This window comes from Shewanella sp. 10N.286.52.B9 (genome assembly GCF_002873635.1).
In the GTDB taxonomy this organism is placed as follows: domain Bacteria; phylum Pseudomonadota; class Gammaproteobacteria; order Enterobacterales; family Shewanellaceae; genus Shewanella.
The window spans coordinates 1-15,866 of sequence record NZ_MCTY01000184.1; the positions used below are offsets into that span (position 1 = coordinate 1).

Here is a 15,866-nt window from a genome sequence, read left to right on the forward strand (position 1 = left end):
GCTGCACCTTGTCGTCGTTTACGGTCTAAATGCTCACAATAATCTGTTAATGCAGGCAACGCCCCCACCGCACCTTTGAATAAAGCGCCAAACTCAGTGGTGATTTTAAGCCAATTCTCTGCGGGAATGTTCAGCCTATTGAGGATATCCTGACTACTCGCGCTAATGACGCCGCGTTTATCTTCTCGAATAATCCGCCCTGTATCTTCAACCAGCACACTTGTTCAACTAATTAGGGGCAAATATGATTCCCAAAAACTTAAAATTTAGATTAGGTAGTACAAATAATGAAAAGAAAATCCTCTAAAGAATTATTAAAAAAATTTTATGGTTTGTGCTGCGTGACTAAAGTCTTTTAAACAAACCTTCGCACTCGTCGATACACCATAAAACTAAAAAGACGAACCAGGCTGTGCTAAAAAAGCTAATTCTTCTATGGTTGATGTTCGACCAAGCAACTCATTTCGATGGGGGTAACGGCCAAAACGTTCAATAATTTTTAAGTGTTTTAATTCAAATTGATAATTAGATTCAAGCCCATTACTTTTAAATAGCGCTAACCCTTGTTGATGCACTTTTAACGACTCACTGTGCATATAGGGCATATACAAAAAAGTTCGCTCGATTGCGGTTAATTGTTGTTCAAGCCCCTGTAAAATGGCCTCTTGGGCTAAGGCTAATGCCATGGGATCAGCGCTAAATGCTCGAGCATCATCACGGTAAATATTGCGGGAGAACTGATCCAATATGATAATTTCAGCTAAGCGCCCTTGCAGATGCTGACGCCATAACCATAATTCCCCCGCTATGGCTTGAGTATGTAACTTACCAAAGCGTGTGCGAATTAATTCATCAAAGCTAACATCTTTTTTAAACCATTGGGCAGGCTCAATTTCAGTAAACCAAAAGTTAATAACCTGCTTTACCTCATCCATTCAAACTCCTCGTGGTAAAAATAAATTTTTGGGGCGTATTCTAGGGTTTATTCTATGCTAGATTAAAATCAGGTTTAGCTTAGTCATAATAAAGCCGACCTTACGCTAATAACTGGCTGATACCAAAATACAATGACTGCTATTTTATTTGATAATTATGGAAAATATATGCCACAAAGCAATACGGATGTAGCTAAAAAAACCGCTAAAACTGACATTAACAATGAAGTTCAACCTAAAGTGACAGCGGCTTCGCCTAAGTCTATTAGGCAAGATCCTCTCATTGCAAAAATGCTTAAGCGTTCGCCGTCAGATATTGCTGATAGTTTTACTGATGCGCAGCTCAATGCGATTAAGCAAGCCTTGGGTCCATCGACTTGGGGTGGTCACTTTCTTGATAGCCGTGGCACCTTTAAGTTTCCTTTTATTAAATGGCGTTTTTATTACGTCTTATTATTAGGTAAAAACAAACGCGCCTATACTCGCCGCGAAAAACGAATATCGCTAGTGATGATGATTACCACTGTCACCGGTTTTATACTTTTCAGCATGTTATTTGGTTTGTTAGCTCTGTATTTATTAAAGTCTGCCTTAGGTATCGACTTGTTTCCTGATACCTCGTTAGGGATTTGGCATTACTTTAAAAGCTTGTTTAACTGATGTGTTTAGACTGAGTTTGGAACGCTGTTTTAATTGATGTTATCAATAGCGATTGTCATAGCCTATTCTCATAGCCAATTGTCAGTGCTTGTTGTAAGCGCCTAGTTACGCAATTGAAAATAAATTTTAACCAATAAAAAACGCGCTAGAGCGCGTTTTTATCTCTGCTTTTCAAGGCAGTGATTCAAAATCCTAACACCTTAGTCAATTCATCGCCCTGCTAATGCCGTTGCTGGCGCTATTTTGGTTGCTTTATAGGCCGGATAAATAGTCGCCAGTAAACTCATCACAAAGCCCATACCAACAACCACTAACACATCTTGTTGCTGTAGCTGTGACGGCAAGAAGTCGATAAAGTAAATATCAGATTCTAGTAATTTAATCCCAAAAAATTGCTCAACAGCATTGGCAAACGCACTCAGATTAAGTGCCAATGTCACGCCTATAGCAGCGCCAATAGTGCAACCTAAAGCACCATTGAGTGCACCTTGCATAATAAATATCGCCATCACTTGGGCACGCTTTAATCCCATTGTCATCAAAATAGCGATTTCGGCGCTTTTATCTCGCACTGCCATCACCAAAGTAGAAACAATATTAAAACAAGCCACGGCAATCACCAGTGCAAGTACCAAATACATCACCATTCTAACCAGCTGAATATCTTGATATAAATGCCCTTGTGAACGAGTCCAGTTATTTAAATGCAAATACTGATTTTGTGCATAACCCAAATCGCGAGTAATGCGCGGCGCACTGAAGACTTTATTAACCGTAATGCGCAGGCCTGTCACTGAGCCCACAGGCAGTTTCAGTACTTCAGCAAGATACGGCAAAGACACATAGGCTTGAGTTGATTCTATTTCTCCACCCAAGTCATACACACCAGCAACCACAAAGCGATGACTTTTCGCCGCAGTTAACTTATTGGTTTGCCCCATATCTGGGGTGTACATTGATAAGGTGTCACCGACCTTTAAACCAAGTTTGTCTAATAAGCTGCGACCAACGACAATGTTGTTGGAGTGAGTACTTAAAGAGGCCCACGCCTGTGCTGGCATAAATTCATCAATGGTTGAAACCTCTTTTTCAAGTTCTGGCTCAATACCATTAAGCTCTAGCCCTTGAAAGCCGCCCGGCTTTTGTACCAAGCCCTGCATTTTAATAAATGGCGCGGTAGCAACAATTTCTGGCATGCTTTTAGCCGTTTCTGCAATGCCTTGCCAGTCATGTAATGGCTCGTTAACGCTCAGCAGTTCACCATGTGCAACAACGCCTAATAACCTCTGCTCTAATTCACGTTCAAAGCCATTCATGGCTGATAACACTAAAATTAACACTGCCACACCCAGCGCAATACCTGCGGTGGAGGCAAATGAAATAAAGCCAATAAAGCCGTTAGATTGTCTTGCGCGATAAAAACGCCAACCGATAACCAGTGGCAGTAATAACTTCATTATTTCTCTTCCGCTACTTGCTGTAAAACGCCGTCTTTCATGGTTAATTGACGATCCATTTTCGCTGCTAATTTATAATCATGGGTTACCACTACAAAGGCTGTGCCCAGTTGCTGAGCAAGCTCACGAATCAGTTCGTACACACTATCGCCGCTGCTGGCATCTAAGTTACCGGTTGGCTCATCGGCCAATACTAACTTGGGTTTATTAATCAGCGCCCGTGCAATGGCGACACGTTGGCGCTCGCCGCCTGAAAGCTGCGCAGGAATATGCTCTAAACGATGCCCTAGTCCAACTCTCTCTAATAAGGCTGTAGCTTCAGCTAACGATTGCTTTTTATCTCGACCTTGAATAAACGCTGGCATGGCGACATTTTCAAGCGCAGAAAACTCAGGTAATAGGTGATGGAATTGATAAATAAAGCCTAAGTCTTTATTTCTGACTTCAGCTTGTCTAGCTGCGCTTAGCTGATAAAGGTCTTCACCATCTAGCTTCACGGTGCCAGATGTTGGGATATCTAAGGTGCCCATAATATGCAGTAAGGTACTTTTACCTGAGCCAGAGGTGCCGACAATGGCCAATTGCTCACCTTGATAAACCGTTAAATCAACGCTCGAAAGCACCTTGGTGGTGGTTTCACCGTCATGAAATTGCTTAGTGACCTTGTTAACTTCTAATACTACTGGTTGTTTATTCATTATTCATATCTCAAGGCTGTTGCAGGTTGCACTCGCGCAGCCGTTAATGCGGGATAAATGGTGGCAAGTAATGTCATGATAAGAGTGCCAACAACAATGACCATAATTTGTTGACTTGCTATGATCACCGGTAAATTTTGCCCTACTCCAAGTACTGATATACCCAAGACATTAAGCATACTATTTAAATTTAAAGTAATTGTGACCCCAGCTAAGGTGCCTAATGCCAAACCAATAATGGCATTCAGTGAGCCCTGAACAATAAAGATGTTCATCACCGATTGCGTCGTTAAGCCTTGGGTTTTTAGCACTGCTACATCGGTGGTTTTATCTATTACCATCATCACTAATGCCGACACAATATTAAACGCCGCCACGGCAACGATTAAACTGAGCATCAATGACATCATGTTTTTTTCCATTTTTACCGCAGCAAATAAATGGCCAAAATCATCGCGCCAATCGCGGGTTTCAATAGCTATGCCTTGCTGAGCTAATTTATCTGTCAATGTAACGCCCATTTCAGGGGCGATGAAGGGATCGGTTAAGTAAACCCGTAATTCATTAATTTCACTGGGGCTTACACGCATTAACCGTCTTGCATCTTGATAATGCACATAGGCTAATACTCCATCCACTTGCGAGCCCATTTCAAATAAACCTGCCACGGTAAATTTACGCTGGCTTGGCACGGGGCCTAATGGTGAGTACACCACCCCATCGCCACTTAAAATGCGGATTTTGTCACCAACATTGATGGATAATTTTCTGGCAAGGTCGCTGCCTAGCACCACGTTGTAACTACCTGGAGTGAGCTGCTCAAAAGCGCTGGAATAGGTATTGGCAACGATGGCTGAAAGGTTTTGCTCATACTCAGGGAACACACCATACACTTGTACAGCGCTGATATTTTTACTTGATTGCACCATAGCTTGAGTGGTCACCGTGGGTGAGAGCCCTTGTACTTGCGGCAATGTTGTTAACGACTTAGCTTGGGTTTGCCAATCACTAAAGCCTGCATCATTAATGAGGGTTAGTTGTGGCACTGCGCCTAAAATTCGCTGTTTAAGCTGACCTTCTAGACCGTTCATCACTGAGCTGACAATGATCAGCGCGGCTACCCCTAAAAAAATGCCCGATACCGCAAAAAAAGTAATGAAAGATGCAAAAGCATTGGCTTTACGCGTCCGCCAATAGCGGTAGCCCATGAATAATGAAAACCGAAAGTTCATAAAGAAAAGTGCATCCTTGGTGTTTATTGGAATAAAAAACAGCAGTTTAATTTAACACAAAGGCTAAAACTTGCTAAATCATTAAGATGGGCATGATAATAGGGGTATTAGTCTGATAAATAAAGAGACAAACCTTGTTAACTGAATCCAATGCATATTTTACCGTGCCCCATGACTTTGCTGTTTATCTTGAAAACTGGTCAGGTTCTCAAGGCATTCCGTCTGAACAAGACTTACGCTCGATGCAATCGGTTGGGCTTAAATTACTATCAGAAGTCAAAGAGTTAGAAGCAAGCTGTTTACTGCAATTAAGAAGTATTGATAACGATGCTAAAGCTGTGGTCGACTTTCTTAAACTGCAATCACGTAAAGTAGATTTAGTGCTGCATCATGTGCTAGAAAAAGAAGTCCAAAGCGGTGAAAAATTCCAAGGCAGCCATTTTGGTGGTAGCGGCATCAGTTTAATTACCCCTAAGCCACTGACCATTGGTGAGTATTTTAAAACCTCGATTTATATCAGTAGCGAGTTAGTGGCCATTTTGTGTCTTTGTCAGGTGAGCCAATGCAAGCTCATTAACTTTGATGATGACGCAGAGCAAAATAATAAAAGAAATCAGCCACAATATGCCGTCAGCTTAGATTTTAGTCAGATTTTAGATGCCGATGTAGAGCAACTGGTTAAAGCCAGCTTAACAGTGCAGCAAAAAATGCTTCACCAGCGCAAACAAATTCGCCAACAAGCAGCCAAATAACACATATTGCCTGCATATTGTTTTAAGCTTGCTTATAATAGCTATCATAATCTGGTGCTAATCAACTATCGCCAATACAAATTTAGCTAAGCCTGATTGGTTTTGATGATCACAATCTGCGGGCTAAATTTATCACTTTTATAAAAGAAGTTAGTTAGATATTCAATGAAGAATTTTAGCGTTCTAACACCGCCAAGTGTAAAAAAAGGCCAACAGTTTCAAACCTTAACAACACTGGGGGGGGTCTCACAAGCTATTACGCTTTCTAGCCTAATTTCCCAGCATTCGGGTACTAGCCTGGTTGTTACCAATGACACCCCAAGCGCATTACAGCTTGAGGTTGAACTGGGTTACCTTCTGGCAGAATCTGACATCAATGTGTGTTTATTCCCAGATAGAGAAACCCTGCCTTACGACAGCTTCTCGCCCCATCAAGACTTGATTTCACAGCGCTTAGAAACCTTGGCAAAAATGAGCCAGTCACATCACAATGTGATAATCGTACCGGTGAACACCTTGATGGTGAAGTTACCGCCAAAATCGTTTTTAACCTCCAATGTCATGCTACTTAAAAAAGGTGACATTTACGGCTTACAGCAGGTTAGGCAGCACCTAACCGACACCGGCTACTACTTGGTTGATCAAGTTTATGAGCATGGTGAGTTTGCGATCCGTGGCTCGATTTTAGATATTTTCCCTACGGGATCTTCCCAGCCTTTGCGCATTGAATTATTTGACGATGAAGTAGAAACCATCCGCTATTTTGATGTGGACTCTCAGCGCTCAAAAGAAGAAATTGATTCAATACGCATGTTGCCCGCAAAAGAGTTCCCTACCGATACAGCGGGTATTGAAGGCTTTAGACAACGTTACCGTCGCCGCTTTGAAGTGATTTCAAAAGAAGCGGAATCGGTTTATCAGCAAGTGAGCCGTAATTTAATGCCCGCGGGTATTGAAAACTATTTACCGCTATTTTTTGAAGAGTGCGCCACTTTATTTGACTATATTCCTCAGGATACTCAACTGATCACCCTTGGGGATATTGAACAAGCCAGTGAGCATCATTTAACTGAAATTAAAACTCGCTATGAAGATCGCCGCGTTGACCCGTTAAGACCGTTACTGGCGCCCCAAGAGCTATACATACTCACCGATGAGTTATTTGCAGCCTTTAAAAAATACACCCGCTCGCAAATTAGCACGCCTAACAAAAATGCCGAGGGCGAGCTTGAGCTTATTGTAAAAGCCAAGCAGGCAAATGTAGCCAGGCTGCCTGATGTTAATGCCAACCATAAGCTCAAACAGCCGTTAATTAACCTGCAAGCGTACACCAAGGCCCAAGGTCAGACTAAAGGACAATTATTATTCAGCGCTGAATCTGAAGGGCGACGTGAAGCCTTAATTGAATTGCTTGGCAAAATTGACATCAAACCTAAGTTATTTAGCCATTTAAATGCCTTTATAACCGCTAAAGACAACATAGGTTTAATCGTCTCGCCGTTATCACAAGGTTGCATGTTACTTGATACCCCTAAAGGTGATATCAGCGTAATTTGTGAAACAGAGTTATTTGGCCAACGAATTTCTCAGCGTCGTCGCCGTGAAAAGCAAAAACAAGTTAGCTCAGATGTACTGGTAAAAAACTTAGCAGAGCTTAAAGTCGGCGAGCCTATTGTGCATTTAGAGCATGGTGTTGCGCTTTATCAGGGGCTTGTCACCTTAGATACGGGCGGCTTAGTGGCCGAGTACCTGCAACTTGAATATACCGCAGGCGATAAGCTGTATGTCCCAGTGTCATCGCTGCACCTTATTAGCCGTTACAGCATTGGCGCCGATGAAAAGCCGACATTAAATAAACTGGGTAATGAAACCTGGTCAAAAGCCAAGAAAAAAGCCATTGAAAAAATCCGCGATGTGGCGGCTGAATTACTGGATGTTTACGCTAGACGCCAAGCTCGCCCGGGTGATGCGCTAAAAATTGATGCAGAAGAATATGCCCAATTTTCACAAGGTTTCCCCTTTGAAGAAACCGTCGATCAAGAAACTGCAATTGAAGCCGTACTAAGCGATATGCAAACCCCAATGGCCATGGACCGCCTTGTGTGTGGTGACGTTGGTTTTGGTAAAACCGAAGTTGCGATGCGCGCAGCATTTGTGGCGGTCAATGCCGGTAAACAGGTGGTGGTGTTAGTGCCAACTACCCTACTTGCCCAGCAACACTATGAAAACTTTAAAGATCGTTTTGCCGATTGGCCAATGGTAATTGAAGTGATGTCGCGGTTTCGCTCAGCTAAAGAGCAAACTCAAGTGCTGCAGTCATTATCAGATGGCAAAGTCGACATTGTCATTGGTACCCATAAGTTACTGCAGGCTGAAGCAAACTTTGAAAACTTAGGCTTATTGGTTATTGATGAAGAACACCGCTTTGGGGTGCGCCAAAAAGAAAAGATAAAAGCCCTGCGGGCTAATGTCGATATCTTAACCCTTACTGCCACGCCGATTCCACGTACCCTAAATATGGCCATGTCGGGTATGCGTGATTTATCCATTATTGCCACCCCACCGGCTAAGCGCTTAGCAGTAAAAACCTTTGTACGTGAGTACGATATTGCCACGGTAAGAGAAGCTATTTTGCGTGAAATTTTGCGTGGTGGGCAAGTTTATTTCTTACACAATAATGTCGAAACCATTGAAAAATGCGCTGAAAACATTCGCCAATTACTGCCTGAAGCTCGAGTGGTTACCGCCCACGGCCAAATGCGCGAACGTGAACTTGAAAAAGTCATGTCAGAATTTTATCACCAACGTTTTAATGTGCTGGTGTGTACCACCATTATTGAAACCGGAATTGATGTTCCCAGTGCTAACACCATTATTATCGACCGAGCGGATAAGTTTGGTTTAGCACAATTGCATCAATTACGTGGTCGTGTGGGCCGTTCACATCACCAAGCATATGCTTATTTGATGACGCCGCACCCTAAATTAATGAGCGCAGATGCCCGTAAGCGATTAACCGCCATTGATGCCTTAGAAGACTTAGGTGCAGGCTTTATGCTCGCCACTCAAGATTTAGAAATTCGCGGCGCCGGTGAATTACTGGGCGATGAACAAAGCGGCCATATTTCTAAAATTGGTTTTAGCTTGTACATGGAAATGCTTGAATCAGCAGTAAAAGCATTAAAAGAAGGTAAAGAGCCTTCACTAGATTATATGCTTAAATCCCAGTGTGAAGTTGAATTACGCATTCCAGCGCTACTGCCTGATGATTATGTTTCTGATGTTAATATGCGCTTATCGCTTTATAAACGCATTGCTAACTGCGAAACTGAACGCATGCTTGATGAGTTAAAAGTTGAGTTTATTGACCGTTTTGGCATGTTGCCAGAACCGACTAAAAACTTAATGGAATTAACCTTATATAAGCATCAGGCAACAGCTTTAGGTGCAACAAAGATTGAAATGCATGCCAAAGGTGGCAGCATTGAATTTAGTGACGACCATAAAATTGACCCAATGTTTATCATTGGCTTATTACAAAGTCAGCCACAAATTTATCGAATGGAAGGCCCAAATAAGTTAAAGTTCACCTTGCCTGCTGAAACCAGCAAGCAACGACTAGACTTAATTAAGACCTTGCTCGAGCAACTTGATAAACATCGTACTGGAGAAACTAAATAGTGCTGCGTAACATTGCTTTTTCTATTGCCGCTATATCGGCACTATCGACACCAATGCAAGCCCAAGCTAAAACATGGTTTGAGGTTGAAGTATATGTGTTTGAAAGACAAACCAACAGTGTCGAAAAGTGGCAAGACGATAATGCAGCGGCGCCAAACCGAAAGAATATCGATTTGATCACCCCAATGATCAGTAACGATATTACCGGGGTTGCACTAGGTTTAAACGGCTGCACCTCAACTGACTGGAGTAGCAGCGAAATCGACTGCCAAGATCCATTAGTGAGCGCCAACAAAACCGCCTTTCCAAGCCAAGTGCCATTTTCTATTGCTGCTGCGAGTGAGCAGCAAGCCTATTTAGGTGATGGTCCTGTATTACTGGCTGAGTCTCAAAGTGAATTTGGTGAAATCATCCAAGCGGTGCGCCGCGAGTCAAACGTGCGCAGTTTACTTCACCTGACTTGGCAACAAGATATGCAATCTCGTAATCGTGCCAAACCGATACGTATTTTTGCAGGTAAAGATTACTCTGAAGACTTTGAATATTCTGGCAATGCTATTTCTGAGCAAGTAGAGGATGAATTTTCAGGCTTTGATTTTAATTCAAGTTTTGCCAGTTTAGCGCCAGAGCCTCAAACCACTCCAGTGTGGGAATTAGACGGTAATATTAATATTTACCTAAGTCATTATTTGTTTATTGAAACCAACTTAGCACTGCGCCAGCCAATCCAAAAGCAAACAGCGTCCAGTGAATACTTTCAATACACTGAGCAAGCTGATATAGACAAGGTAATGAGTCCATTTTTACAATCGATTCCTATGGTGCAAAACCGCCGCGTGAGAAGTGGTGAAATCCATTATTTTGATCATCCAAGGCTCGGCATTGTGATGCAAATCCGTAAAATGGAACAACCGACGGAAACTCGTCCTGTGGCGTTATTGCTTGATGACACTGAGGTAAATACCGCGGTTACTGATACCAATCTTGATGCTATTGTTGATACTGAGGCAGAAAGCGGCCCTGAATCCATGGTTGATGCTATTGTTGATACTGAGGCAGAAAGCGGCCCTGAATCCATGGTTGAAAACGCAGTCGCAACTGAAGAGCGGACGCTGAAAAGCTTTTAACTCAAACCACTATAAACCTCTAGAAAAAAAACAGCTAATCATAGGATTAGCTGTTATCACAAGTCTCTAGTAAAACTTAAAAAAGCCCTAGAAATAAAGTTTTTAAAATAATATGACAGTGAGCTTGGGTCGCATGCCAAACTCACTGTATCAATATGTAACATAGGCGCTGCGGTTTTACTATTGTCTCACGTGTGACTGGCCGTTAATTAACCAGCCATAATTTATCGTGCAACTGCAAACAAACTCTGTCGTTTAACAGCAAGCCAAACTTAACCGCTCAAAAATCATCTAAGGCTCAATTTCTATTATTTTTTTGCCGCTAATATTTGCTTTGCCAATTGCTGCGCATGTTGCCAGCGCTCAGACTGTTCAAGGGCATTAATCACCTGCTTAGCATTCGCTCTTAATGCGAGTGCAGATTTAAATTCAGACAATTGCTCAGGCCAAGTAAACTCGGTTAATAAGGTTTTAACCCCTTCAGGATCATTACAAACCAAAATCATATTACAACCTGCTGATAATGCTGCTTGGGCTCTGCCAATATAATCGCCAGCAAAACTTGCGCCTTTCATGCCTAAATCATCTGAGAAAATCACCCCGTCAAATTTAAGCTCTTTACGCAGCACCTGTTGCAGCCAATAGTTTGAAAAACCTGCCGGATTTGGATCTACTTGCGAATAAACCACATGGGCAGGCATAACGCCATTTAGCTGCTGCTGGCCTATTAACTGCTTAAAAGGCTGCATATCATGATTAAAAATAGTCTCTTTTGTGCGCGTATCTACAGCCATCGCCACATGGGTATCTGCTTTTACACTGCCGTGACCGGGAAAGTGTTTACCCACTGTCGCCATACCCGCTTGAGTCATGCCTTGAATAAAGCTGTGAGCTAAACTGGTCACTTGCTCAGGTTCGGCGCTAAAGCTGCGAGTGCCAATAACATCACTGATACCATTAACATCTAATACTGGCGCAAAGCTTAAGTCGATATCACAAGCTAAAAGCTCAATCGCCATTAAAAAGCCTAACTCTTGGCTCCAACGTTTCGCAAGCGCCATATCGCCCTTGGCGGCAGGCAAAATATCCCCCATGGCTGGTAGCAGAGTAAACTCTTCACGAAAGCGTTGTACCCTGCCACCTTCATGATCAACCGCAATCAATAAATCACGGCGAATATGTCGAACAGATTTAATCAAAGCCTGTAATTGTGCTTTATTAGAAAAATTGCGTGTAAATAATATAATGCCGCCCACTTTATCGTGGCTTAATAGCTCGGCTTCTTCTTCGCTGACCGTAACGCCAGCCAAATCCATCATTAGATAACTCACGCTTACTCCTAAAATATCCTGTTAAATGTTAATTACCACTGTCATTGTTGATAAATTTAAAAACAACACCTTGATAACTGACGCTGCAATAAACTCACCTAATCTGAACCACTATGCATAAGAAAATCTAATGAAGTATCTCGTAAAAAGTATGGGATACTGCAGTTAAATGGCGCCATTGCTCTAGATAAAAATACCAGCTACTTAGGCTATATTGCTTGGTATAATCGCAGTTAATTGCAAACTTAGTCTGCCAAATTAACGCCATTATGCCGCTAAATTTTAATTTCCCTAAGGAAATTCCCAATAAAATGACCCGTTACAGGGAGATAACTAACATTGCCGCACAATTTTTACTCACTGCGAGCGCTAGAATAAAACGCCAAAAAATTTAAACGACTAAAATAATAAAAACTGATTAAAGGTTAATAACAATGATTAGTGTATTTGATATGTTCAAAATCGGTATTGGGCCTTCAAGCTCCCATACTGTTGGCCCGATGAAAGCGGGTAAATTATTTATGCAGCACTTAAGCGATCAAGGCTTGCTGGCACAAACTGACGAACTACAATCGCAACTGTTTGGCTCTTTAGGCCAAACAGGTAAAGGCCATGGAACTGGTAAAGCGGTCATTTTGGGCTTAATGGGTGAAGATCCTGATACCGTAGATACCGATGCGATTGATGCCATACTGGAAAAAGTTTCAGCCGAACAAACCCTTAAAATTGCCGATGGCCGCCTAGTCAAGTTCACTCGAGACAACGGTATTACCTATCATCGCCGTAAAAGCCTGCCTGCCCATGCCAACGCCATGACCCTATATGCGTTTAGCAAAGGTGAATGCATTTATGAGCGCACATATTACTCAGTCGGCGGCGGATTTATTCTAGATGAAGATGAAATTACCCAGCGTGATGCCTCGCCTGCGACCCCGATAAAATCCGCCCCTTATGATTTTAATTCTGCCGCGCAGTTACTGGATTTGTGTTGTGAAAATGGTTTAAGTATTTCTTCACTCATGATGTCAAATGAGCTAAGTATTGCCAGCGAAGAGGACGTTAAACAAGGCTTGTGGAATATCTGGCAAACCATGAAAACCTGTATTGAACGTGGTTACCAAAAAGAAGGCATGTTACCCGGTGGTTTAAAGCTGCGCCGCCGCGCGCCAGCTTTATATCGCCGCTTGCAAGCAGAAGGCCGTAATAACAATGACCCATTAACCGCCATGGACTGGGTTGATTTATTCGCATTATCTGTCAATGAGCAAAACGCCGCTGGCGATCGGGTCGTCACTGCACCAACCAATGGCGCTGCTGGTATTATTCCGGCAGTATTATGCTACTACCACACCTTCGTCCAAGAAGTTGATGAGGAAGTCTGTTGCCGCTTCTTATTAACCGCGGCCGCTATTGGTATTTTGTATAAGAAGAACGCCTCTATCTCGGGAGCTGAAGTAGGCTGTCAGGGTGAAGTGGGCGTGGCTTGCTCAATGGCAGCAGGTGCACTCACTGAAATAATGGGCGGCACTGTCGAACATGTGGAGAATGCAGCTGAAATTGGTATGGAACATAACTTAGGTTTAACTTGCGACCCTGTTGGCGGCTTAGTACAAGTGCCTTGTATTGAACGTAATGCCATGGGCGCAGTAAAAGCCATCAACGCTTCACGTATGGCATTGCGCGGCGATGGCAACCATAAAGTCACCCTAGACAAAGTCATCAAAACTATGATGGATACCGGTAAAGATATGCGCAGCAAATACAAAGAAACCGCCAAAGGTGGTTTAGCAGTAAATATTGTTGAGTGTTAAGCGCTTAATCTTAATCACTAAAGGTTAACTCAATCTCATATCTTGGTCTTTAATCTGTTCATAGATTAATGACGTGATTTAAAAGAGGCTGCCAAGCCTCTTTTTTGTGGCTATTACAAGAACCAAGTGAAAACGGTGGATTTCAAACCATTGTTGCCGTCAAGAAAGTCACAGCCGAACATGAACGTTAACAAGGGGTGGTAGTACACATCATCATAAATAATCCAAAAACAAAAAGTCCGTTGGTGGTTAGCCAACGGACTTTTTGTTTGTGAAACGTGATGATATTTAATATAAATGCCATTCATATTTCACTATCTGGCAAGCTATTGATTTTACACAACTTATGCGGGCAGTAAATGTAATGAATCAATATCTTCAATCAATTTGTAAGCCATTAGTGGGGAGGCTAACAACTCAAATTGATTACGCTTCTTTAGCGTCAGCTGGCATTTCTTTAGCTTCAGCTTCAGCTACTTCAGGAAGTGCAGCAAGAAAAAGTGCACTAGCAAATAAATTTTTGAATGCTGTCATGTCATATTCCTTCAATTTAAACGGTTAACTGGTTTCTATGGAATAGACTATATTCTTAGGCTATAAATAAGTAAAATGACAAAAAATTACTTACTGAATTCCATATTGGCATGAACATATCAATTAAAAACTTACAATGTTTTTTAACTGTGATTGAGGTTGGTCACTTTACCCTCGCCGCTGAGCAACTTTATATGACGCAGCCGACCTTGAGTAAAACCATTAAAAAAATGGAACAAACCCTTGATCAGACATTGTTGATCCGTAACAACCAAAAAGTGGAAGTCACTGAAGCGGGTTTATTGCTGGCTAAAAGCGCTCAGCAAATCGTTGGTCAGTGGAATCGAATGTATGAAGATATGAATGCATTAACCGGTTTAAGAATTGGTCGTCTGCGCTTAGGTTTAAGCCCTATGACTGGCGGGATGTTTATTAATATGCTGGCATCTTTTACTCGCACTTATCCCGGCATTGATGTCAATGTGTTGGAGGTTGGCGGCGTTGCGGTCGAAAAAGCCCTACTCAATGACAGTTTAGATATTGGCGTAACCGCTTTGCCATGCAGTAACACTGACGAATTTAATATCTTACAGCTGCAAAGTTACCCACTCAATGTATGCGTGCATGTTGAGCATGAACTGGCAAATCACAGCTGTATTCATTGGCAAGATCTCACCGGACTGCCTTTTGTGCAATACAACGACCAATTCTCTATCGGTAAAGTGATCAGTCAAAGTTGCCAAGATGCCGGTTTCAAGCTCAATGTGGTGTCTCAAACTGGGCAGTGGGAATTTATGGCGGCAATGGCCAAGGCCAAAATGGCTTTTGCCATCTTACCGGCACCGATTTGTAAGCGAGTTACCTCAAAAAAATTAATTTTTATTCCCTTAGCTGAACAGGTCGCTTGGGAGTTAGCCTTTATTTGGCGTAAAAATTTACCCTTAACCGCTGCGGCCGCGGCTTTTATTGCTCAAGCAAAACCATCTTATAAAGAAGATAGTTAACTTGCTCTGTAAATCATCGCACTAATAAGGGTCATGACGCTAAGTAAGGTTAACTTTGCAGCTTAATTTCGCCAGCTATACTTATTAGGTTATTTGAATTTAAGCTGAGTACACCCTATGGGCTCTGAATATGAAAAAGGTAAGATCGAAAAAAGCATTTTTGTTCGCTTTGCAGCAGCTGCAGGGCTAAATTTTCAATCGGTTGAAAAACAGTCCCCTGAAGAAGGAAAGCCTGATTTAAAATGCATGACCGATGGCAAGGTTATTTACTTTGAATTAACTGAGGCTTGCTCTGAAGATGTGGCCAAAGCCATCTCGCACCCTAAAAGCATTAATTGCAATGACTTAAGCGCAGAAAAAAGCACAGACAAAAGCACTGCCACATCAAGCAGTACAACTAATTACCCTAGCGACACTGACATTAAAGATTACACCTCTGAAACCTATAAAAAGAAGATCAATAAACGCTACTCGGTATCAGAGCCCATTGATTTACTGATTTATAATGTCGGCAGAACCTTACTTACCGATGATGTATTAGTTAACAATGTCAAAGCCTTAGCCAAAGATAATAAAGGCCCTTTTCGAAAGGTGTGGTATTTTGGCGAACATGTCACTGAGATATAGTACTTAATTTTAGTACT

The 15,866-nt window shown here is 42.2% G+C and carries 12 protein-coding genes and 1 pseudogene; 7 read left to right on the plus strand and 6 right to left on the minus strand.

Annotated features, from left to right (window positions below; all coding sequences use genetic code 11):
• Positions 1-215: pseudogene (locus BCU91_RS13350) on the minus strand (transposase); the annotation flags it as partial.
• Between the two features lie 177 nt (positions 216-392).
• Positions 393-935, minus strand: coding sequence for a DUF924 family protein (locus BCU91_RS13355; protein ID WP_102519641.1), 543 nt, complete (start codon positions 933-935; stop codon positions 393-395).
• Positions 936-1,103: 168 nt separating this feature from the next.
• Here BCU91_RS13355 and BCU91_RS13360 point away from each other — a divergent pair, with 168 nt between their 5' ends.
• Positions 1,104-1,595 (plus strand): hypothetical protein, encoded by a 492-nt coding sequence (locus BCU91_RS13360; protein WP_241900997.1) that lies wholly within the window; start codon positions 1,104-1,106, stop codon positions 1,593-1,595.
• A 209-nt stretch (positions 1,596-1,804) separates the two neighbouring features.
• On the opposite strand, the gene lolE is transcribed toward BCU91_RS13360, so the two are convergent.
• The 3 genes from lolE to BCU91_RS13375 are packed head-to-tail and all read right to left on the minus strand — an operon-like array spanning position 1,805 to position 4,982.
• The gene (lolE, locus tag BCU91_RS13365; protein ID WP_102531692.1) at positions 1,805-3,052 is read right to left on the minus strand and encodes a lipoprotein-releasing ABC transporter permease subunit LolE; all 1,248 of its coding nucleotides are present in this window, start codon (positions 3,050-3,052) and stop codon (positions 1,805-1,807) included.
• Positions 3,052-3,750: a lipoprotein-releasing ABC transporter ATP-binding protein LolD gene (gene lolD / locus BCU91_RS13370; protein WP_102436866.1), complete on the minus strand. Its 699-nt coding sequence runs from the start codon at positions 3,748-3,750 to the stop codon at positions 3,052-3,054. Before lolD ends, lolE begins: the two co-directional genes overlap by 1 nt.
• On the minus strand, positions 3,750-4,982 hold the full coding sequence (locus BCU91_RS13375; RefSeq protein WP_102531693.1) for a lipoprotein-releasing ABC transporter permease subunit: 1,233 nt from the start codon (positions 4,980-4,982) through the stop codon (positions 3,750-3,752). Before BCU91_RS13375 ends, lolD begins: the two co-directional genes overlap by 1 nt.
• Before the next feature lie 134 nt (positions 4,983-5,116).
• Between BCU91_RS13375 and BCU91_RS13380 the strand changes: the two genes are divergently transcribed.
• From BCU91_RS13380 to BCU91_RS13390, 3 genes are all read left to right on the plus strand, one after another.
• Positions 5,117-5,734 carry a hypothetical protein gene (locus tag BCU91_RS13380; protein WP_102531694.1) on the plus strand — a complete coding sequence of 206 codons (618 nt, stop codon included), beginning with the start codon at positions 5,117-5,119 and terminating at the stop codon, positions 5,732-5,734.
• A 165-nt stretch (positions 5,735-5,899) separates the two neighbouring features.
• Positions 5,900-9,415 (plus strand): transcription-repair coupling factor, encoded by a 3,516-nt coding sequence (gene mfd / locus BCU91_RS13385; protein WP_102436860.1) that lies wholly within the window; start codon positions 5,900-5,902, stop codon positions 9,413-9,415.
• Positions 9,415-10,542, plus strand: a complete 1,128-nt coding sequence (locus BCU91_RS13390) for a peptidoglycan binding protein CsiV (protein ID WP_102531695.1) — start codon at positions 9,415-9,417, stop codon at positions 10,540-10,542. The genes mfd and BCU91_RS13390 overlap by 1 nt, the downstream gene beginning before the upstream one ends.
• A gap of 308 nt (positions 10,543-10,850) precedes the next feature.
• Here the strand turns inward: BCU91_RS13390 and nagZ are convergent, their stop codons facing one another.
• Entirely contained in the window at positions 10,851-11,873 is a 1,023-nt protein-coding gene (nagZ, locus tag BCU91_RS13395) for a beta-N-acetylhexosaminidase (protein WP_102436857.1), read from the minus strand.
• A gap of 434 nt (positions 11,874-12,307) precedes the next feature.
• On the opposite strand from nagZ, the gene BCU91_RS13400 reads away from it, so the two are divergent.
• From BCU91_RS13400 to BCU91_RS13410, 3 genes are all read left to right on the plus strand, one after another.
• Entirely contained in the window at positions 12,308-13,684 is a 1,377-nt protein-coding gene (locus BCU91_RS13400; RefSeq protein WP_102477137.1) for an L-serine ammonia-lyase, read from the plus strand.
• Between the two features lie 644 nt (positions 13,685-14,328).
• The gene (locus BCU91_RS13405; protein ID WP_102436851.1) at positions 14,329-15,222 is read left to right on the plus strand and encodes a LysR family transcriptional regulator; all 894 of its coding nucleotides are present in this window, start codon (positions 14,329-14,331) and stop codon (positions 15,220-15,222) included.
• Between the two features lie 117 nt (positions 15,223-15,339).
• A complete protein-coding gene (locus BCU91_RS13410) occupies positions 15,340-15,849 on the plus strand; it encodes a hypothetical protein (protein WP_102531696.1) in 510 nt (169 codons plus the stop codon).
• Positions 15,850-15,866: the final 17 nt, after the last annotated feature.